This is a genomic window from Stenotrophomonas sp. 85239_Sma, from assembly GCF_056481725.1.
Genome location: NZ_CM151163.1, coordinates 312731 through 331103 on the forward strand (window position 1 = coordinate 312731; position 18373 = coordinate 331103).

The window sequence follows — 18373 nt, forward strand, 5'->3', positions numbered from 1 at the left end:
ACGTCCGCCGGGTTCAGCGCGTCAGTTCGTAGATCGGCACGAAGCCGCCGTAGATCATCCGCGCGCCGTCGAACGGCATCGGATTTTTCGCCGGATCGAACCGCGGATCTTCCATCATTTTCTTCATCCCGGCGTCGCGGGTCGGCTTGTCCGGCCATTCGATCCAGGAAAACACCACCGTCTCATCCGGCGTGGCTTTCACCGCGCCGAAGAAGTCGGTGGTCTTGCCGTGCGGTACGTCGTCACCCCAGCATTCGACCACGCGCAGCGCCCCGTACTCGACGAAAACGGGATCACCCGTGCGTGCGTGGGCGAGGAACTTCTCCTTGTTGGCGGTGGGCACCGCCAGGACGAAACCATCGATGTAGCTCATTGCCTGCCTCCGGATGGACCGTGCCGCATGCACGGCCTTCAAGTACCCGACGAACCAGGGCGCCCTGGTTCGACATCCTGTGTACGCCTGTTCAGCCCGGGCCGCCGGGCAGCGGTGCCAGCACCGTATCCGGCGGCTCCCGGCCGGCCAGGTGACGCACGAAGTAGTCCCACATGCGGTGCGTGTAGGTGGCGTCGTTGCGGAACAGCTCATGGTCCTGCCGGGCCAGGTACAGCAGGTCGTAGCGGCGCTGGGCCGTGTTCAGGGCCGCAGCCAGCTGCAGGGTCAGTGCCGGCGGTGCGTTCTCGTCCAGTTCGCCGTAAACCAGCAGCAGATGTCCGCGCAGGTTGCCGGCCAGCGCTGCATTGTCGAGCCCGGCAAAGGGTGGCGGCACGCCATCGGCCATCGCCGCAGCTGGCAGCACGCCACCGAACAGCCGGTCCATGCCGTGCAGTGTGCCGCCGTACATGCCCTGGAAGTTGTGGCTGCCAGCCGAAGCCACGCCGACCCTGTAGAACGCCGGATAGCGCAGCAGGGCGCGTGCTGCACTGTAGCCGCCGAACGAATGCCCATAGATGCCGACCCGCTGCAGATCGATGCCCCGGTAGCGTTCGCCCAGCTGGCGCAGTGCAGCCACATGGTCATCCAGCTGCACATCGGCGGCGTGCAGGAAGCTGCTGTCATGGAACGCCTTGTCGCGGCCGCCGGTGCCGCGCGCATCGATGCTGACCACCACGAAGCCCAGTTCGGCCAGGCTGGCGCGCGAGACGGGATTCAACGCCGATACGGCTTCGGCATAGGTCACCGGCGCATTGCTGATGAAGGCACCGCCGTACATCGCATCGATCACCGGGAAGCTGCCGTCATCGCGATAGTCGCGGGGCAGGTAGACGGTGGCGAAGATCGGCGTGCGCCCGTCGGCAGCCAGCAGCCGTTCGCGCCGTGGTGGGCGCCAGCCGGCAGCAACGATCGCGCTGTCATCGGCTGTTTCCAGCACCATCACTTCACGGCCGTCATCGCTGGCCCGCAGCAGGGTGCGTGGTGGCTGGTCGAGACGGGAAACGGTATCCACCAGATAGCCACCGCCAGGCGACAGTGCCTGGGGAGCGCGCCCGCCGAACAGCGCGCCGGTACCGGCATCGGCCAGGTGGTCATTGCCTTCGGCGGCCAGGCGCTGGACCGGCCCGCCCTGCAGCGAGACCCGGTACAGGCCGCGCACGTAGGGATCGCCCCCCTCGATACCCCCGGCGCTGAAGTACACCCAGCCGCGCGCAGCGTCCACGCCCAACAGGTCACGCGCCGCCCAGCGGCCACGCGTCAGCTGGCGCAGCACCTTGCCGTCGGACAGGCGCACCCGGTACAGATGGCCCCAGCCATCGCGCTGCGAGAACCACACGGCCGTGTCCTGCCCAGGCAGGATCGCCACCGCCGGCCGGTTGTACGAGTACACGTTGAGCTGCAGGCGGGTATCGCTGGCCTCCTCCAGCACGGTGCGCAGTGCACCGCTGCCGGCCTCGATCTCCACCAGGCGCAGGCGCCGTGGCGCTGCGAAGTGCGCGACCACGGCATACAGGCGGCCACCGTCCCAGCCCAGGATGCCGGCCTCGCTCAGGGTGTTCCAGCCCTCGGGCAGCGCGATGTCATGCTGCCTGCCGCTGCGGGTATCGACCACATACAGGCTGTCGCGTACCTGTTGTGCATCGCCAAGCACTCCCAGCTTCACTGTATGCACGCGCGGGCGCGCGCTGTTGGCCGGCGTGCTTTCCAGATAGGGGTAGTCCTGCAGCGCACGTTCGTCGTAGCGGATGCCGGCCACGTAGCGGCCGTCCGGTGACCAGCCGACCGCGAACGGCCGCGCCGGCATCCGGCCCTGGCGGCGTGGAATGCCACGCAGGGTGAAGTCCGGCAGTACGCCATAACCCTGGCCGGGTTCACCGCCGGTGGTCAGCGCTCGTGCTGCCATTCCGGGCGACTGCAGCCACAGATTGTGGTCGCGCACCTGCAGCCAGGCATCGCCAGCGGGCGCAGGCAGCGCATCTGCCGGCGGCATTGCATCCTGCGACCGCACGCAGTGCCAGCGTGGCCATTGGCAGTCGATCGGCATCTCACCGCTGAAACGCAGGCGCAGGCCATCACCCATCACCTGCACGCTGGCCAGGCGCAGGCGTGGTCCGCTGGCTCCGAAGGGCGCAACCGCAGTGTCCAGTGCGTCTGGCTCGAACAGGATCTGCCGGGTGGCCTGCGCTGGATCGACCAGGACCGCTTGGCGTCGGCCCTGCGCATCTTCGCGCTCGTACCAGAAGCGGCCATCGGCCAACCAGTTCGGCATGATCGAAGCATTGCGCAGTGCACCGCGCAGATGACTGTCGTGCACGCGTTCGGCGCGCTGGTAGTCGGAGGGTTGCAGCGGCTGCGCCGATGCGATGGAAATCACGCCGGCGAAGGCCAGGATGGCGGCGCAGAACGGCAACCGCAGCGGGGCAGGCACGTACAAGGCAACCTCCTTTTGCAATCGTCGGCGGGATTCAGATGCACGCGCGCCGCGCGCGTATGCCAGACGAAGCCTGAATCAAGGCAAAAAATTCAGCAATGCGAAGACTGCTGTTTTCAGGGAACGTTGTGGCGAATAACGGAGAATTTACATTCCCGATGCGATGGCGCCCTGGCGCTGCTGCACACCATAAGAAAGTAAAGGTGTACCCCCATGAAGAATTCGCTGATTGCTCTGGCCCTGGCCGCTGCCCTGCCGTTCACCGCCTCGGCTGCTGAGAACCTGTCCTACAACTACGCCGAAGCCGACTACGCCAAGACCGACGTCGATGGCATCAAGGCGGATGGCTGGGGCGTGAAGGGTTCCTACGGCTTCCTGCCGAACTTCCACGCCTTCGGCGAATACAGCCGCCAGGAAATCGACCACACCAACCTGAAGGTTGACCAGTGGAAGATCGGTGCCGGCTACAACGTTGAAATCGCTCCGAGCACCGACTTCGTTGCCCGCGTTGCCTACCAGAAGTTCGACCCGAAGCACGGTCTGGACTTCAACGGCTACAGCGCTGAAGCCGGTATCCGCACTGCCTTCGGCGCCCACGCCGAGGTCTACGGCATGGTCGGCTACGAAGACTACGCCAAGAAGCACGGCGTCAATCCGGATGGCGAGTGGTACGGCCGCCTGGGTGGTCAGGTCAAGCTGAACCAGAACTGGGGCCTGAACGGCGAGCTGAAGATGAACCGCCACGGCGACAAGGAATACACCGTCGGCCCGCGCTTCAGCTGGTAATTGCCCACTCTGCGCGATTCCCGCGCTGGAGAAGCTCCAACAGGCCCGGCATTTGCCGGGCCTGTTGCGTTTGCGGCGTGGCAAACCGGAACGCTGTCTGACTGACCGGGTTGGCGGGCCGGCCATTGCAAGGAATTGGATTCCGCCGCTGCGGGCACCGACCTACGGTGGATGCCCCATGTTGCCTGGACAGGCCGCGATGCCACCGACCCTCCCGCCCCTGCTGCCTGATCGGCCACGACGCTTGGCATTGCTGGACCCGCACCCGGTGCTGCGGTTGGGGGTGGAAGTGCTGCTGCGCCAGCACAGTGGCGTGCAGGTCCGGGTGAGCCTGTCCAGCGAGGCCCATCTGCTGCAGCTGCTGGAGCGCAGCCCGGCATGCGTCGACCTGCTGCTGATCGATGCGTTGCCGATGGGCGACCTGGGCGATGGATTGGCCCTGTTGCGCGTGCTGTCGCAGCGCTGGCCGGCGCTGCCGGTGCTGGTGCTCTCGGCGCACTGCAATGCCAGCACGGTGGCCACTGCGATGCGTGCTGGTGCGCGCGGCTTCCTGTCCAAATCGACGCCACCGGACCTGCTGCTGCGTGCCATTGACGTGGTCGCCCGGGGAGGCCGCTTCGTGCCACCGGAACTGCGCGCGGAACTGAATCTGCCACGCACCCGTGCACGCAGGATGCCGGCCCCGGCACTGGCGCCGCTGAGCCAGCGCGAACGTGAAGTGCTCGGGCTGGTGCTGAAAGGGATCAGCACCAGCGAAATGGCCCTGCGATCGGGGCGCTCGGCCAGCACGATCAGCTCGCAGAAGACGTCGGCCTACCGCAAGCTCGGCATCCGCGGTGACGGCGACCTGTTCCGCTTCCGGCACCTGCTGGAGTGCGGATGAGCGGTCTTACTCACCCTGGTACTGCTTCTCTTCCACCAGTGCCGAACCGGCCACGCGGTTGATCTCGTTCTTCACCTGCACGCGCTCGCCGTTGGTGCCGTAGACGCCGCGTGCCAACTGGATGAACGCATCGTCGAACGCCTGGGCCGCTTCCTTGTCGCGCAGCTGGTCCTGGATGTCCCACATGCGCTCGTTGATCGCTTTCAGCTGCTGCTGCAGTGCGGCCAGCGCCGGCTGTGCCTGCAGCTGCTGCTGCAACAGGGGCAGCAGGCCATCCAGCTCGGTGCGCACGTTGGCCAGCTTGGCGGCATCGTCGATGCGCTCTGCCTTGATCTGGAGAATGGTGATCTTGTCGATCAGCTCGCCGATCGATACCGGGGTCAGGATGGCGTCCACGCGGTTGGTTCCTGGAAACAGGGCGTCATGATACCGCGCCGCTGGCGCGTGGCCCCGATCCCAAGGGATTTACGCCGAATTTGCGCCGCAGGCCGGGCCGCACCCTCGATCCGTTACGGCCACGCACTGGACACTGCCGTCCCGGCGGCGTGGCCGCTTTCGACGAGGAACACAGTGCAGTGAACAGCAAGGGGATGATGGCGGCGGTGGTGGCCGCCCTGGCAGGCCTGCTCGGCATCGGCAGCGCGCAGGCACAGGTGCAGGCAAGTGGCAGCGCAGCACTGACCAGTGATTACGTGTGGCGCGGCAGCTCGCAGAGCGATGGCGACCCGGCGGTGCAGGCCGGCGCGAAGGTCTCGATCCCATCGGGCTGGTACGCCAGCGTGTGGGGGTCCAACGTCTCGTTCAAACCGGACAATGGCGCTCGCAGCGAATTCGACCTGGTGGCGGGCTGGTCCGGCGCGCTGGCACCGGACTGGACGCTGGATGCGAACCTGACCCGCTATGTGTACCCGGGCACCGGCCGCGCGCTGGACTGGACCGAACTCAACACCACGCTGACCTGGAAGCAGCGTGCCTGGCTGCAGGTCGCGCATTCCAATGATGCGTTGGCCGGTGGCCATCGCGGAACCTATGCCCAACTGGGCGTGCGTGTGCCGCTGCACGAACGCGTGCGCCTGGAAGCAGCGGTGGGGCAGTACTGGCTGGCCACCACACAGGGCCCGGACTACCTGCATGGCCAGCTCAGTGCCATTGCCACGCTGGCTCCGGCATGGGAGCTGCGCGCCACCGTGCATGACACCGACAGTGCCGCCAAGCGCCTGTTCCCCGGCAACGCCGGCGGGCGATGGGAACTGGCGCTGCAGGGCAGTTTCTAGTTCAACGATGCCGCCTGGCGCGCACGCAGCGCGCCGGGCAACCACAGCAGCAGGGCAAGCACGGCCACCGCGGCACCGGCCACGCAGATGCCGGTCCAGCCGAAGCGCTGGTAGACCTGCGCCGACAGCAGCGAGCCCAGCGAGCCGCCGATGAAATAACCGGTCATGTAACCGGCATTGAGGCGGTTGCGTGCCGCAGGCTGCAGCGCATAGATCAGGTTCTGGTTGCTGACGTGCAGCAGCTGCGCGGCCAGGTCCAGCACCACCACGCCAACCAGCAACGCCAGCAGCGAGTGGGCCGACAACCCCAGTGGCAGCCACGACAGCAGCAACAGCACAAGCGCGATGGCGGTCGCACGACCGGTCTGGCCACGGTCGGACATGCGGCCGGCCAGGCCCGCGGCCAGCGTGCCGGCGGCACCGACCAGCCCGAACAGGCCGATGGTGGCATCGCTGTAGGCGTAAGGCGGCTGCGCCAGCAGGAACGCAAGCGGAGTCCAGAAGATCGCGAACATGGCGAAGCTGCAGGCACCCAGCAGGGTGCGCTGGCGCAGCACCGGCTCCTGCACGAACAGCACGCCGATCGAGCGCAGCAATGCGAAATAGCCGAGGCCGGCGCTGTGATGGAATCGCGGCAGCCCGCGCTGCAATGCCAGTGCGGTCAGCACCAGGGTGCCGGCGGCGATCGCATACACCAGGCGCCAGTCGCCCAGGCTGGAAAGCAGGCCGGCCACGGTACGCGCCAGCAGGATGCCCAGCAGCAGGCCACTCATCAACGTGCCGACCACGCGGCCACGATGCTCCGGCGCGGCCAGCGTGGCCGCAAACGGAACCAGTACCTGTGCCACCACCGAGAACAGGCCGGTGATCGCGGTGCCCACCAGCAACCATGTCAAGGACGGCGCACAGGCACTGATCACCAGCCCACCCGCCGACAGCAGGCTCATCACCACGATCAGGCGGCGGCGTTCGAACAGGTCACCCAGCGGCACCAGCAGGATCAGTCCGGCGGCATAGCTCAGCTGCGCAGCGGTGACCACCATGCCGACCTGGCCGAACGGCACGCCGAAGGCATCTGCGATGGTGTGCAGCAGCGGTTGCGCATAGTAGTTGCTGGCCACGGCCACGCCGGTGGCGACCGACATCAGCAGCACCTGCCAGCGGTGCAGAGGGGGGAGGGACGGGCTCACGCGGTGTTCCAGGAAGCGGGGTGCACAGTGTCCGCCTGCTGCGATCATGATGGAAATGAATCATCATCATCCCTGTCATCTGAAAATGAGATGGTTGCATGAATCTCAAGCAGCTCGAATTCGCCGTGGCGCTGGCCGAAGAGGGCAATTTCACCCGTGCCGCCGAGCGCTGCCACGTGGTGCAGTCCGCGCTCAGTCACCAGATCGCCCATCTTGAACAGGAACTGGGCACAACGCTGTTCGAGCGCCTGCCACGCCAGGTGCGGGCCACCGCCGCCGGCGAGGCGCTGCTGGTGCACGCACGCCAGGTGCTGGCCAGCCTGCGCCATCTGCGCGCCGACGTGGCTGCCGTCAGTGGCGAGGTGCGCGGGTTGCTGGCCATCGGGCAGATCTCTTCGCTGACCGGCATCGACGTCGTGGCGATGCTGGCGGCCTTCCAGCAGGTGCACCCGCAGGTGGAGTTCCAGTTGCGGGTGGACAAGAGCGAGGACCTGATCGCGCAGGTGCAGTCACGTGCGCTGGACGTGGCGCTGGTCGGTCTGGCGCCGTCGGCAGCGCTGGACGGGGTCTGTCACCGCATGCTGCAGGAGGAGGATCTGGTGGCGGTGTTGGCGCCATCGCACCCGCTGGCCGGGTGCAAACGCTTGCCCTTGACCGCGCTGCAGGATGAAGCGCTGGTCGACTTCCCGCGTGGTACCGGTGCGCGCCGGCAGACCGACGATGCCTTCGCCGTCGCGGGGCTGCCACACACGGTGCGTTTCGAGGTCAACCTGATGGAACTGGTCGAGCGCTTCGTCCGCCATGGGCTGGCGGTTGGCATCGTGCCGGCGTTGATCGCCGAAGGGTTCCAGGGGGTGGTGCAGATTCCGTTGCAGCCGGCCCCGACCCGACGCGTGCACCTGGTCTGGCAGCGGCTGCCGACACCGGCGGCGCGGGCGTTCGTCGAGGCCGTGCTCAGCCGCGCAGGCGCAGGCTCAGGCCCTTGAGGAAATTGCGCAGCATCTGGTCCAGGCAACGCCGGTAATTGGCGTGGCCGGGCTGGCGGAACAGCGCGCCGACTTCCGACTTGGACACCTTGAAGCCGGCGCTGGCGAAGATCTCCATCAGATCGACGTCGCGCAGCTGGAACGCCACGCGCAGCTTCTTCAGCACCAGGTTGTTGTCGATGCGGGTTTCCACCGCACGCTGCGGCTGGCTCTCATCGCGACCGCGCAGGTGCACGATCAGGCCATCGAGGAAGTGCGCCAGCGCGCTGTCGCTCATCGCCTCGAAACCGGCTTCGTCCTCGCGGCGCAGCCAGGCCTTCACCTGCTCGGGATCCACGGCGAAGGCCGGATCGGCCATCTGGCACAGGGTCACCACGTGGTGGTCGCCCAGGTCCAGGGAATAGCGCACGCTGCGCAGGACATCGTTGTTGATCATGGCCCATTGTACCGGCCTGGCGCTTGTCACCGGACTGTCATCGTATTGCAGCATCGTGAGCGCTCTCCTGCAGAGATCTTTGCCGATGCGCCGGTACCTCCTCGCCACCCTGCTTGCTGCCAGCAGCTTCGCCGCCAACGCGCTGGACCGCTTCGTGCCGGTCGAACAACGGCTCAGTGCGGCCCAGCTGGCCGAAGTTGGGCTCAGTGCGGCTCAGTTGCAGGCCCTGAACCGCGTGCTGCGCGATGCCGAGGGGCGCCACCCGGTGCCAGTCACTGCGGTTGCGGGCGCGCCGGTGCCGGCCAACGTTCCCGCCCCGGCGGCGATGCACCTGGGCCTGGATGAGGGGCCGGTCAGCGCCCGTGTGGTCGGAGACGTCGCGGGCTGGGAACCGGGTACGGTGTTCACCCTGGACAACGGCCAGCAGTGGCAGGTGATGAAGGGCCAGATGACATTGCGCAAGACCCTGCAGGCACCGCAGATCGAAGTGATTCCGGGTATCGCGGGGCGCTGGTTCCTGCAGGTGGATGAAGACCTGCCCAAGGCAAGGGTGTTCCGCCTGCGTTGAACCTCGCCGGCCCAGACCGCGGCCTGATGCGGCAACGCAGCGGGCGGCCGAGGGTGCCAGAATGATGGCCTGGTTCCTCACGGAGTTGTCTGCATGACCCGCACTGCCCTGATTACCGGCGCCACTTCCGGCTTCGGCGCCGCAGCCGTCCACCGCTTCGCCCAGGCGGGCTGGAAGGTGATCGCCACCGGCCGCCGCGGTGAACGCCTGCAGCCCTTGGTCGAGCGCTATGGCAAGGACGTGGTGCATGCCGCCGTCTTCGACATCCGCGATCCGGTCGCGATGGAAGCGGCGCTGCTGGCACTGCCGCCGGCCTTCGGCGAGATCGATCTGCTGGTCAACAACGCTGGCCTGGCGCAGGGCACCGCGCCGGCGCAGAGCGCCACGTTGTCGGACTGGACCACGATGATCGACACCAACATCACCGCGCTGGTGACACTGACCCACCGCCTGCTGCCGCAGCTGGTGGAGCGCAAGGGCGCAATCATCAACATCTCGTCGGTGGCCGGTGTCTACCCGTACCCGGGGGGCAACGCCTACGGCGGCACCAAGGCCTTCGTCAGCCAGTTCTCACTCGGCCTGCGTTCGGACCTGCACGGCACCGGCGTGCGCGTGACCACCATCGAGCCGGGCATGGCCGAGACCGAGTTCACCGTGGTTCGCACCCACGGCGACCAGAACGCGTCGGACAAGCTGTACAGCGGCGCCAACCCGATGACCGCCGAGGACATCGCCGAACAGATCTTCTGGGTGGCCACGCTGCCACCGCACCTGAACATCAATCGCCTGGAGCTGATGCCGGTCAGCCAGTCGTTCGCTGGTTTCCAGGTCGCCCGCGAGAGCTGACCGCCGTTTGTAGCGTCGAACATGGCCCGGCGCTGCAGAAGCAAAAAAAAAGCCGGGCAATGCCCGGCTTTTTCATTTTCATCCACGCCGGCAGACTCACTGCGCCTTGATCGCCATCGCCTGCAGGCCGGTGCCATCCAGCTTCTGCTTGGCTTCAGACAGCTCGCTGGCGCTGCCGTATGGCCCCATGCGTACGCGGTACACGGTCTTGCCGTTGATCTGCGCCGATTCCACGCGAGCCGCCAGGCCCATCATCGCCAGCTTGGCCTTGGTGGCTTCGGCATCGCCGGACGCACCGAAGGCACCTGCCTGCAGGATGTAACGCGCGTTGTCGGCCGCTGCTGGGGCGGCAGTGGTCGCCGGCGTTGAGGGTGCGGTTTCCGCGCGCGGTGCCGGGGTGGCGGCCGCCGTGCTGGTCGACGCGGGGGCGGTGCTGGCCGGCGGGGTTGCCGCGGCCGGGCGTTCGCTCAGCGGTGCCGGCAGCGGACGGTGGGTTGCGGTCACCGGTGCGGTGCTGGCGACGCTGGCCGTTGAGGTCGCTGCCGGCGTGGCCGTGCTCGCCGGCGGCACCGGCTTGCCTTCCAGTGCGGCCTGCGCGCGCGACGCTTCGGCCTTGGCCCGGCGCTGGTCCTCGGCGCGCGCGCTGGCGGCCAGTTCGGCGTCGGACATTTCCACTTCCTTGCCCGGCAGCAGGGTGTAGAAGTCGTACTGCGTCGCGGCGGGCTTCTCCGGTTCGGCCGGCTTCGGCGTGGCCGGCTGCGTGGCGGGCTGGCTGCCGACATCGCTGTCGGCATCAGCAACCGGGGCCGGCTGCGCGTTCGGGTTCGGCTGCGGACCGGCGCGCAGGAAGCCGTCGCCTTCGCCCTTGAACAGGTTCGGCGCCGCCAGGAACACCACGGCGGCGATCGCCACACCGGCCACCAGCCACACCCATCCGGGTGTGCCCTGGCTGCTGCTGTTGCGTCGTGCCTGGCTTTTGCCGCGTCGTGCTGCCATGTGTACTGCGTCTCCTGATGCTTACATTTTTTCCGGGGCGCTCACGCCCAGGAGTTCGAGGCCGTTGGCCAGCACCTGGCGCGCCGCGCAGGCCAGGGTCAGCTTGGCATTGCGATCGGCGGCGTCGTCCACCAGCACCGGCGTCCCGTGATACCACGTGTGGAAGGCGTGCGCCAATTCACGCAGGTACTGCGCCACCAGGTGCGGCTCCAGCGCCACGCCGGCCGCTTCCACCACTTCCGGATACCGCGAGATCTCGTTCATCAACACCAGCGAGGCATCGTCGGACAGGCGGCCGAGGTTGGCCAGGCCATTGCCCTGCTCGTACACCAGGCCTTTTTCCTGCGCCTGGCGCAGCAGGCTGCAGACACGGGCGTGCGCGTACTGCACGTAGAACACCGGGTTGTCGTTGCTCTGCTGGCGGGCCAGGTCGATGTCGAAGGTCAGCTGCGAATCGGGCTTGCGCGCGATCAGGAACCAGCGGGTCGCATCGCGGCCGGCTTCCTCGATCAGGTCGCGCAGGGTGAAGTAGCTGCCGGCACGCTTGGACAGCTTCACTTCTTCGCCGCCGCGCATGACGGTGACCATCTGGTGCAGCACGTATTCCGGCCAGCCCTGCGGGATGCCCACTTCCATCGCCTGCAGGCCGGCGCGCACGCGCGCCAGCGAGCCATGGTGGTCGGCGCCCAGTTCGGTGATCGCGCGCTCGTAGCCGCGCTGCCACTTGGACAGGTGGTAGGCCACGTCCGGCACGAAGTAAGTGAACGTGCCGTCGGACTTGCGCATCACGCGGTCCTTGTCGTCACCGAAGTCGGTGCTGCGCAGCCAAAGCGCGCCGCCTTCCTCATAGGTGTGGCCGGACGCCTGCAGCTTGGCCACCGCTTCGGCGACCTTGCCGTCGGCGTACAGCGAGCTTTCCAGGAAGTAGATGTCGAAGTCGACGCCGAACGCGGCCAGGTCCAGGTTCTGCTCGTTGCGCAGGTAGGCCACAGCGAAGCGGCGGATCGCCTGCATGTCGTCCGGGTCCTTGGCACCGACCACGGTGCTGCCCTCCAGGTCGACGCTGGCGCCGGCCATGTAGGCGCGGGCGACGTCGGCGATGTATTCACCGCGGTAGCCGCCTTCCGGCCAGCCGTCCTGGTCCGGTGCGATGCCCTTGATCCGGGCCTGGGTGGACAGCGCCAGGTTCTCGATCTGCACGCCGGCGTCGTTGTAGTAGAACTCGCGCTTGGCGTTCCAGCCGTTCGCATCGAGCACGCGTGCCACGCAGTCGCCGATCGCCGCCGCGCGGCCATGGCCGACATGCAGCGGGCCGGTCGGGTTGGCCGACACGTACTCCACGCCCACCGTGCGGCCATTGCCGGACAGGTTGCGGCCGTAGTCGTGGGCTTCCTTGATGACCGACGCGGCTTCACGCTGGTACGCGGCCGGGGCCAGGTGGAAGTTGATGAAGCCGGGACCGGCGATCTCGACCTTGCTCACGTCCTCGCTGCGCGGCAGCGCCTCGACCAGCGCCTGTGCCAGTGCACGCGGATTGCTGCGCGCGGCCTTGGCCAGCAGCATCGCGGCGTTGGTGGCGAAGTCGCCATGGTCGCGGGTCTTCGGGCGCTCGACCACGAACTCCGGCGGCAGCGAGTCGGCGGTCAGGGTGCCATTGGCGCGCAAGGCTTCGATGCCTTGGCTGATCAGGGCGCGGAGGAGATTTTTCACGAGGCCTGCTGTGAGAATGAGCGGCGGAATCGCCCATTTTAGCGCAGATACCCGCGCCCACGCTGACCAGAACATGCCTGCCGGGGCATCCGCCCGCCCCGGGCCAGGGCCGTTCAGCCGAACAGGCGCGGCTGGGGCTGGGCCAGCAGGCCCCGTTCAGCAAACGAAACGGGACGACCCTCGCCCACCACGAAATGATCCAGCAGGCGCACGTCCACCAGTGCCAGCGCCTGTTGCAGTTCGTCGGTGATGCGGGTATCGGCGCTGGAGGGCTCGGGGTCGCCGGACGGGTGGTTGTGGCTGAGGATCACCGCTGCTGCATTGTGCAGCAGGGCTCGCCGCACCACCTCGCGGGGATAGACCGGGGCGGCGTTGATGGTGCCCTGGAACAGCTCCTCGCAGGCGATCAGGCGGTGGCGGTTGTCCAGGAACAGTGCCATGAAGATTTCACGGGCCTGGCCGCGCAGGCGGTGCTGCAGATAGCGGCCGACTGCGGCCGGGTTGTTGCCGACTGCTTCGCCGTGTTCCAGCTCCGCGGCCAGATAACGGTGGGCCAGTTCCAGTCCGGCAGCCAGCGTACAGCTGCGGGCCGGGCCCAGCCCGGGCAGGCGGGCCAGCTCGCGGGCGGGGCGGTCCAGCAGGACGCGCAGGGGGCCATGCGCCTGCAGCAGGTCGCGCGCGGTCTGCACCGCGTCGCGGCCACCGAAGCCCGAGCCCAGGAACAGCGCCAGGAGCTCTGCGTCGGACAGCGTGGCAGGGCCGCGTGCGATCAGCTTTTCGCGGGGGCGTTCCTGTTCGGGCCAGTCATGGATGGGCATGCCTGCATCATCGGCAGTACGGACGATGCGTCACATCAGGGCATCGCGCACGTCCGGGTCGGACGTTGCCTCAGTCGCGCCGCGACTGCAGGTAGGCGAACAGCTCCTGGTTGTTCTGCAGGCCCAGCTTGCGCTTGGCCTCGGCCTTCTGCCGGCTGATCGTCTTCGGGCTGCGGCCGCAATGGACGGCGATGGCGTTCACCTTCAGCCCCGCGGCCAGCAGGTCCAGCACTTCCTGCTCGCGGGCCGACAGCGCCGCCGGTTCGCGCGCGAACATCAGGTCGCGCGCCTGCAGGTGGTGGCGCAGCTGCTGCGAGACGAACACCTGGCCCGCCATGGCTGCGTTCAAGGCCTGCGGCAGCTCGCCGAAATCGGCGCACTTGTCGACCAGGCCGCTGACACCCTCACGCAGCAGGCCGTCGAGCAGGCCGGGGTGGCGGGCGCCGGTGAGTACCACCACCGGCATACCGGGGTGGCGGGTACGCAGTTCAGCGATCAGTTCCGGGCCGTCCGGGCCGTCGCCGGGCATGTGGAGGTCGGTCAGCACCGCGTCGCAGCCGTGGTGCTCGACCAGTTGCAGCAGCTGGGCGCCGTCACGCGCGCTGCCGACGACCTCCATCAGATGGGTCTGCAGCACGATGCGGATGCCGTGCAGGACGACGGGATGGTCGTCGGCGATGATGATGCGCGGGTGCACGCGGAATCCTTGAAAAGCGAAGCGGCACACCTGCGGTGGCCACTGACGATTCTGCAAACGTGACCGGCCTGCAGGTATAGGAAAGTTCCGAAACGCAGTGGTTTGAACCCCGGAAGCGCTGTGGTGCAAGTCCCATCTGCTGATAGCCGCCCGCTATGTGCACTGTGCACCGGGACATTACCGACCATCGGGTAAGCTAATGCCCTCGTTTGCACAGGAATTCCAGGTGGCTGACTCCCCCAACGCTTCCCCCGCGCCGGCTCGCGCGCTGGAAGGCCAGAAACTGCTGTTGTGCGTCGGAGGTGGGATCGCGGCCTACAAGGCCCTGGAACTGGTGCGTCGCCTGCGCGATGCCGGTGCCCAGGTGCAGGTGGCGATGACCGCCGGCGCCCAGCAGTTCGTCACCCCCCTCAGCTTCCAGGCGCTGTCCGGGCAGCCGACCCGCACCACACTGTGGGACAGCGCTGCCGAACAGGCCATGGGCCACATCGAGCTGGCCCGTTGGGCCGATCGCATCGTGGTCGCGCCGGGAACGGCCGATCTGCTGGCCCGACTGGCCCAGGGCCATGCCGATGACCTGGTCAGCACGTTGTGCCTGGCCAGCACCGCACCGCTGACGATCTGCCCGGCAATGAACCACCGCATGTGGCTGCATCCGGCGACCCAGGCCAACATTGGCCTGCTGCGCCAGCGAGGCGCGCAGGTGATCGGCCCGGTGGATGGTCCGCTGGCCGAAGGTGAATCCGGTCCCGGCCGGCTGGCCGAACCCGTCGACATCGTGGCCGCGCTGGCGGCCAATGGCGCCGCCGTTGCAACGGTTGCCGCGCCGGAAACCCGTGCCCTGCAGGGGCTGCGCCTGCTGATCAGTGCCGGCCCGACCTACGAGGACATCGATCCGGTGCGCTACGTCGGCAACCGCAGCAGCGGCAAGATGGGTTTCGCTCTGGCGGCTGCCGCAGCGGCGCTGGGGGCGCAGGTGGTACTGGTCAGCGGCCCGGTACAGCTGGCGACGCCCCCCGGTGTACAGCGGGTCGATGTGCGTTCGGCCGCGCAGATGCGCGATGCCGTGCTGAAGTCGTTGCCGGCCGACATCTATATCGGTGCCGCAGCGGTGTCCGACTACACGCCGCGCCAGGTCGCCCCGCAGAAGCTGAAGAAGACCGCCGACAGCCAGTCGCTGGTGATCGAGCTGGTGCGCACGCCGGACATCCTTGCCGAAGTCGCCGCGCAGACGCAGTCTCTGAAGCTGGTGGTCGGCTTTGCCGCCGAAACCCACGATGTGGAGAAGTACGCGCGCGGCAAGCTGGTCGACAAGCGCCTGGACCTGGTGATCGCCAACCAGGTCGGCATCAGTGGCGGCGGTTTCGAGAGCGACAACAATGCCGCCACTGCCTTCTGGCAGGACGGTGAACAGGTATTCCCGGCCGCCTCCAAGCGCGAGCTGGCCGAACAACTGCTGGCGCTGATCGCGCGGAGACTCCAGGCATGACCCAGGCATCCCTTTCCCACCCGCTGCAGGTCAAGCTGCTTGATCCGCGCTTCGGCGACAGCTGGCCGCTGCCGGCCTACGCCACCGAAGCCAGCGCCGGCATGGACCTGCGCGCAGCACTGGATACCGCGATGACCCTGCAGCCGGGTGACACCGCGCTGGTGCCCAGCGGCCTGGCCATCCACATTGCCGACCCGAACCTGTGCGCGGTGATCCTGCCGCGTTCGGGGCTGGGCCATCGGCATGGCATCGTGCTGGGCAACGGTACCGGACTGATCGATGCCGACTACCAGGGGCCGCTGCTGATCAGCGTCTGGAACCGTGGCCGCGAGGCCTTCACCATCGAGCCGGGCGATCGCATCGCGCAGCTGGTGGTGGTGCCGATTGCCCGCGTCAGCCTGCAGGTGGTGGATACTTTCACCGACAGCGTGCGGGGCGCGGGTGGATTCGGCCATACCGGGGTGCGTTGACAGGGGACATCGATGAGCGGCATCGGGGAAGGACAGCGGGGACGGTCGTTGGGTCGCAATGCACCTCTACTGGGGGTGCTGTTGATCGTGCTGGCCGGCTGGTTCGGATGGAGCGCGGTGCAGCAATGGCGCCAGGAGGCCAACGGGCAAGCGCTGGAAGAGGCGCGTGACCAGGCCGTGCAGGGCCTGCAGCAGGCCGCCGCGGGCCAGTTGCAGCAGCTGCGGCAGCAGCTGAAGAACGACCGCGTGCAGCAGGCGCTGCAGGCCGGCGATGCCGCTGCGGCGGCGCTGGCGCTGCGCGAGAGCTGGACGGGGGTCGAGCAGGTCGAGGTGCTGGCGGCCGATCTGGGCAAGGCCTATGCCGACCCGGCTACCTTCGGGTACGCCCGCCTGGCGCTGCTGGAAGCCGCGCTGGCTGAGGCCAGGCCAAGCCTGCGCGTGGTCCGCGACGGCGGCGGCAACCGCCTCGGCCTGGCCGCGCCGGTGCAGCTGGGCAGCCTGGGGCCGGCGGTCGTCTATGTCCGCCAGCCGCTGCTGCGGCTGACCTCGCCGCTGGACCAGGTCCGTGCGCCATCCGCCGGCTTCCTTGGCCTGCGCCAGGGAGGGTTCGATCTGGTCACCCAGGGCAACCCGGCCTTGGCCGAAAGTGCGGAAGCCTTGGCGCGCCCGGTTGCAGGCACCCCGCTGCGGCTGGTCGCGTCGGTGCCGAATGTCGAAGCCGGTCCGCTCGGCCTGGGCGCGCTGGCCAGCGCCATTGTTGCCTTGCTGCTGGCCTTTATTGCCGTGTTGCTGGTGGTCGGTCGCGGTCGCCTGCCGAAGTCGCTGCCATTGCCGCGCCGTGCTGCCGCGTCCGAGGTCGACCATGGCCCGACCCTGAGCGAGAGCCTGCAGCAGGCGCCGCCACCGGTGGCGGCCGTGGCCAGCAGTGGCGATGCCACGCCACCGCCACCGCCGGTGCCGGCCGAAGAACTGGCTGCCGGAATCTTCCGCGCCTACGACATCCGCGGCGTGGTGGGCAGCGAACTGACACCGAAGACCGCGGCGCTGATCGGCCAGGCCATCGGTACCGTGGTGTTGGAGCAGGGGCTGCGTGAGGTGGTGATCGGACGCGATGGTCGGCTGTCCGGCCCCGAGCTGACGGCCGGGCTGGCCGAGGGCCTGCGCCGTGCCGGCTGCGCGGTGATCGACATCGGCCTGGCGCCGACCCCGCTCGTGTACTTCGCGGCCTTCCACCTGCGTACCGGCAGCTGCGTGGCAGTCACTGGCAGCCACAACCCACCCGAATACAACGGCTTCAAGGTGGTCATCGGCGGCGAGACGCTGTCCGGCGATGCCATCACTGATCTCTACCAGCGCATCGTCGAGGGCCGCCTGGTGCAGGCCGCCGAGCCGGGTGACTACCAGCAGCGCGATGTCAGTGCCGATTACATCCAGCGCATCGCCGATGACGTGCAGCTGGACCGTCCGCTGAAGGTCGTGGCCGATGCCGGCAATGGCGTGGCCGGTGCCCTGGCGCCGCAGCTGCTGGAAGCAATCGGCGCCGACGTCATCCCGCTGTACTGCGATGTCGACGGCACGTTCCCCAACCATCATCCCGACCCCAGCGAGCCGGCCAACCTGGAAGACCTGGTGCAGACGGTCAAGCGCTTCGGCGCCGACCTCGGCGTGGCCTTCGACGGCGACGGCGACCGGTTGGGCGTGGTCACCGGCGAAGGCAGGATCATCCATGCCGACCGCCTGCTGATGCTGTTTGCCGCCGACGTGCTGATGCGCAATCCCGGCGCGATGGTGATCTACGACGTGAAGTGCACCGGCAAGCTGTCCGACCATGTGCTGCGCAATGGCGGCAGCCCGCTGATGTGGAAGACCGGGCATTCGCTGATGAAGGCGAAGATGCGCGAGACCGATGCCGAGCTGGCCGGCGAGATGAGCGGCCATTTCTTCTTCAAGGAACGCTGGTTCGGTTTCGACGACGGCCTGTACGCCGCTGCGCGCCTGCTGGAGATCCTGGCCCAGCGCGGGGAGACTCCGGACGAGGTGCTGGGCGAACTACCCGAGATGGTCGCCACGCCGGAGCTGAAGGTACCGGTGGCCGACGGAACGCCGCACGCGCTGGTGGCAATGCTGGTGGCGGCCGCACAGTCGCCGGACAGCCCGTATGTGGGGGGCCGCCTGTCGACCATCGATGGCCTGCGCGTGGACTTTGCCGATGGCTGGGGCCTGGTGCGCGCCTCCAACACCACGCCGGTGCTGGTGCTGCGTTTCGAGGGCAGCGATGAGGCCGCGCTGGAGCGCATCAAGGCATTGTTCCGCAGCCAGCTGCAACCGGTGCTGGGCGACACCCCGCTGGGGTTCTGAGG

General features: G+C 68.0%; 18 protein-coding genes. 9 read left to right on the forward strand and 9 right to left on the reverse strand.

The window, feature by feature from the left end; translation table 11 throughout:
- Window positions 1-13: 13 nt before the first annotated feature.
- Together ACYKG1_RS01415 and ACYKG1_RS01420 are read right to left on the reverse strand one after the other, a co-directional pair.
- Window positions 14-373 (reverse strand): DUF1428 domain-containing protein, encoded by a 360-nt coding sequence (locus ACYKG1_RS01415; protein ID WP_100474897.1) that lies wholly within the window; start codon window positions 371-373, stop codon window positions 14-16.
- A gap of 91 nt (window positions 374-464) precedes the next feature.
- On the reverse strand, window positions 465-2867 hold the full coding sequence (locus tag ACYKG1_RS01420; protein ID WP_478471594.1) for a S9 family peptidase: 2403 nt from the start codon (window positions 2865-2867) through the stop codon (window positions 465-467).
- Between the two features lie 210 nt (window positions 2868-3077).
- On the opposite strand from ACYKG1_RS01420, the gene ACYKG1_RS01425 reads away from it, so the two are divergent.
- Together ACYKG1_RS01425 and ACYKG1_RS01430 are read left to right on the forward strand one after the other, a co-directional pair.
- Window positions 3078-3650, forward strand: a complete 573-nt coding sequence (locus ACYKG1_RS01425) for an OmpO family porin (protein WP_100474895.1) — start codon at window positions 3078-3080, stop codon at window positions 3648-3650.
- Between the two features lie 199 nt (window positions 3651-3849).
- Complete coding sequence (locus ACYKG1_RS01430) at window positions 3850-4533, forward strand: response regulator transcription factor (RefSeq protein ID WP_202908136.1); 684 nt, start codon at window positions 3850-3852, stop codon at window positions 4531-4533.
- Between the two features lie 6 nt (window positions 4534-4539).
- On the opposite strand, the gene ACYKG1_RS01435 is transcribed toward ACYKG1_RS01430, so the two are convergent.
- Entirely contained in the window at window positions 4540-4929 is a 390-nt protein-coding gene (locus tag ACYKG1_RS01435) for a DUF6165 family protein (RefSeq protein ID WP_100474893.1), read from the reverse strand.
- Between the two features lie 179 nt (window positions 4930-5108).
- Here ACYKG1_RS01435 and ACYKG1_RS01440 point away from each other — a divergent pair, with 179 nt between their 5' ends.
- Entirely contained in the window at window positions 5109-5807 is a 699-nt protein-coding gene (locus tag ACYKG1_RS01440; protein WP_478471596.1) for a TorF family putative porin, read from the forward strand.
- On the opposite strand, the gene ACYKG1_RS01445 is transcribed toward ACYKG1_RS01440, so the two are convergent.
- The gene (locus tag ACYKG1_RS01445) at window positions 5804-6952 is read right to left on the reverse strand and encodes an MFS transporter (RefSeq protein ID WP_345780436.1); all 1149 of its coding nucleotides are present in this window, start codon (window positions 6950-6952) and stop codon (window positions 5804-5806) included. The two genes, ACYKG1_RS01440 and ACYKG1_RS01445, sit on opposite strands and share 4 nt — an antisense overlap.
- Before the next feature lie 143 nt (window positions 6953-7095).
- Between ACYKG1_RS01445 and ACYKG1_RS01450 the strand changes: the two genes are divergently transcribed.
- Complete coding sequence (locus tag ACYKG1_RS01450; RefSeq protein WP_478471597.1) at window positions 7096-7983, forward strand: LysR family transcriptional regulator; 888 nt, start codon at window positions 7096-7098, stop codon at window positions 7981-7983.
- On the opposite strand, the gene ACYKG1_RS01455 is transcribed toward ACYKG1_RS01450, so the two are convergent.
- Window positions 7952-8419: a YehS family protein gene (locus ACYKG1_RS01455; RefSeq protein ID WP_478471598.1), complete on the reverse strand. Its 468-nt coding sequence runs from the start codon at window positions 8417-8419 to the stop codon at window positions 7952-7954. The two genes, ACYKG1_RS01450 and ACYKG1_RS01455, sit on opposite strands and share 32 nt — an antisense overlap.
- A gap of 85 nt (window positions 8420-8504) precedes the next feature.
- Here ACYKG1_RS01455 and ACYKG1_RS01460 point away from each other — a divergent pair, with 85 nt between their 5' ends.
- Both ACYKG1_RS01460 and ACYKG1_RS01465 read left to right on the forward strand, forming a co-directional pair.
- The gene (locus ACYKG1_RS01460; protein ID WP_478471600.1) at window positions 8505-8987 is read left to right on the forward strand and encodes a hypothetical protein; all 483 of its coding nucleotides are present in this window, start codon (window positions 8505-8507) and stop codon (window positions 8985-8987) included.
- Window positions 8988-9080: 93 nt separating this feature from the next.
- Window positions 9081-9833 carry an SDR family NAD(P)-dependent oxidoreductase gene (locus ACYKG1_RS01465; RefSeq protein WP_100474889.1) on the forward strand — a complete coding sequence of 251 codons (753 nt, stop codon included), beginning with the start codon at window positions 9081-9083 and terminating at the stop codon, window positions 9831-9833.
- Window positions 9834-9929: 96 nt separating this feature from the next.
- Here the strand turns inward: ACYKG1_RS01465 and ACYKG1_RS01470 are convergent, their stop codons facing one another.
- The 4 genes from ACYKG1_RS01470 to ACYKG1_RS01485 all read right to left on the reverse strand — a co-directional run bounded on the left by ACYKG1_RS01470 (window position 9930) and on the right by ACYKG1_RS01485 (window position 14054).
- The gene (locus tag ACYKG1_RS01470; protein ID WP_478471602.1) at window positions 9930-10829 is read right to left on the reverse strand and encodes an SPOR domain-containing protein; all 900 of its coding nucleotides are present in this window, start codon (window positions 10827-10829) and stop codon (window positions 9930-9932) included.
- 21 nt (window positions 10830-10850) lie between these two features.
- The gene (gene argS, locus ACYKG1_RS01475; RefSeq protein ID WP_478471604.1) at window positions 10851-12539 is read right to left on the reverse strand and encodes an arginine--tRNA ligase; all 1689 of its coding nucleotides are present in this window, start codon (window positions 12537-12539) and stop codon (window positions 10851-10853) included.
- Window positions 12540-12652: 113 nt separating this feature from the next.
- Window positions 12653-13357, reverse strand: a complete 705-nt coding sequence (gene radC / locus ACYKG1_RS01480) for a RadC family protein (protein ID WP_100474886.1) — start codon at window positions 13355-13357, stop codon at window positions 12653-12655.
- Window positions 13358-13427: 70 nt separating this feature from the next.
- On the reverse strand, window positions 13428-14054 hold the full coding sequence (locus ACYKG1_RS01485; protein WP_262083967.1) for a response regulator: 627 nt from the start codon (window positions 14052-14054) through the stop codon (window positions 13428-13430).
- 199 nt (window positions 14055-14253) lie between these two features.
- Here ACYKG1_RS01485 and coaBC point away from each other — a divergent pair, with 199 nt between their 5' ends.
- From coaBC to ACYKG1_RS01500, 3 genes are read left to right on the forward strand one after another with little or no spacing between them, the layout of a single operon-like run.
- Window positions 14254-15543: a bifunctional phosphopantothenoylcysteine decarboxylase/phosphopantothenate--cysteine ligase CoaBC gene (gene coaBC / locus ACYKG1_RS01490; protein WP_478471605.1), complete on the forward strand. Its 1290-nt coding sequence runs from the start codon at window positions 14254-14256 to the stop codon at window positions 15541-15543.
- Window positions 15540-16013 carry a dUTP diphosphatase gene (dut, locus tag ACYKG1_RS01495; RefSeq protein ID WP_262083965.1) on the forward strand — a complete coding sequence of 158 codons (474 nt, stop codon included), beginning with the start codon at window positions 15540-15542 and terminating at the stop codon, window positions 16011-16013. The genes coaBC and dut overlap by 4 nt, the downstream gene beginning before the upstream one ends.
- A gap of 12 nt (window positions 16014-16025) precedes the next feature.
- Window positions 16026-18371, forward strand: coding sequence for a phosphomannomutase/phosphoglucomutase (locus ACYKG1_RS01500; RefSeq protein ID WP_478471607.1), 2346 nt, complete (start codon window positions 16026-16028; stop codon window positions 18369-18371).
- The last annotated feature ends 2 nt before the right edge of the window (window positions 18372-18373 follow it).

What these genes read in the sequence shown, in the direction of transcription:
- ACYKG1_RS01415 (WP_100474897.1), bottom strand. Translation starts at nt 373, where the DNA reads ATGAGCTACATCGATGGTTTCGTCCTGGCGGTGCCCACCGCCAACAAG.
- ACYKG1_RS01425 (WP_100474895.1), top strand. Translation starts at nt 3,078, where the DNA reads ATGAAGAATTCGCTGATTGCTCTGGCCCTGGCCGCTGCCCTGCCGTTC.
- ACYKG1_RS01430 (WP_202908136.1), top strand. Translation starts at nt 3,850, where the DNA reads ATGCCACCGACCCTCCCGCCCCTGCTGCCTGATCGGCCACGACGCTTG.
- ACYKG1_RS01445 (WP_345780436.1), bottom strand. Translation starts at nt 6,952, where the DNA reads ATGTCGGTCGCCACCGGCGTGGCCGTGGCCAGCAACTACTATGCGCAA.
- ACYKG1_RS01450 (WP_478471597.1), top strand. Translation starts at nt 7,096, where the DNA reads ATGAATCTCAAGCAGCTCGAATTCGCCGTGGCGCTGGCCGAAGAGGGC.
- ACYKG1_RS01455 (WP_478471598.1), bottom strand. Translation starts at nt 8,419, where the DNA reads ATGATCAACAACGATGTCCTGCGCAGCGTGCGCTATTCCCTGGACCTG.
- ACYKG1_RS01460 (WP_478471600.1), top strand. Translation starts at nt 8,505, where the DNA reads ATGCGCCGGTACCTCCTCGCCACCCTGCTTGCTGCCAGCAGCTTCGCC.
- ACYKG1_RS01465 (WP_100474889.1), top strand. Translation starts at nt 9,081, where the DNA reads ATGACCCGCACTGCCCTGATTACCGGCGCCACTTCCGGCTTCGGCGCC.
- ACYKG1_RS01470 (WP_478471602.1), bottom strand. Translation starts at nt 10,829, where the DNA reads ATGGCAGCACGACGCGGCAAAAGCCAGGCACGACGCAACAGCAGCAGC.
- radC (WP_100474886.1), bottom strand. Translation starts at nt 13,357, where the DNA reads ATGCCCATCCATGACTGGCCCGAACAGGAACGCCCCCGCGAAAAGCTG.
- coaBC (WP_478471605.1), top strand. Translation starts at nt 14,254, where the DNA reads ATGCCCTCGTTTGCACAGGAATTCCAGGTGGCTGACTCCCCCAACGCT.
- dut (WP_262083965.1), top strand. Translation starts at nt 15,540, where the DNA reads ATGACCCAGGCATCCCTTTCCCACCCGCTGCAGGTCAAGCTGCTTGAT.
- ACYKG1_RS01500 (WP_478471607.1), top strand. Translation starts at nt 16,026, where the DNA reads ATGAGCGGCATCGGGGAAGGACAGCGGGGACGGTCGTTGGGTCGCAAT.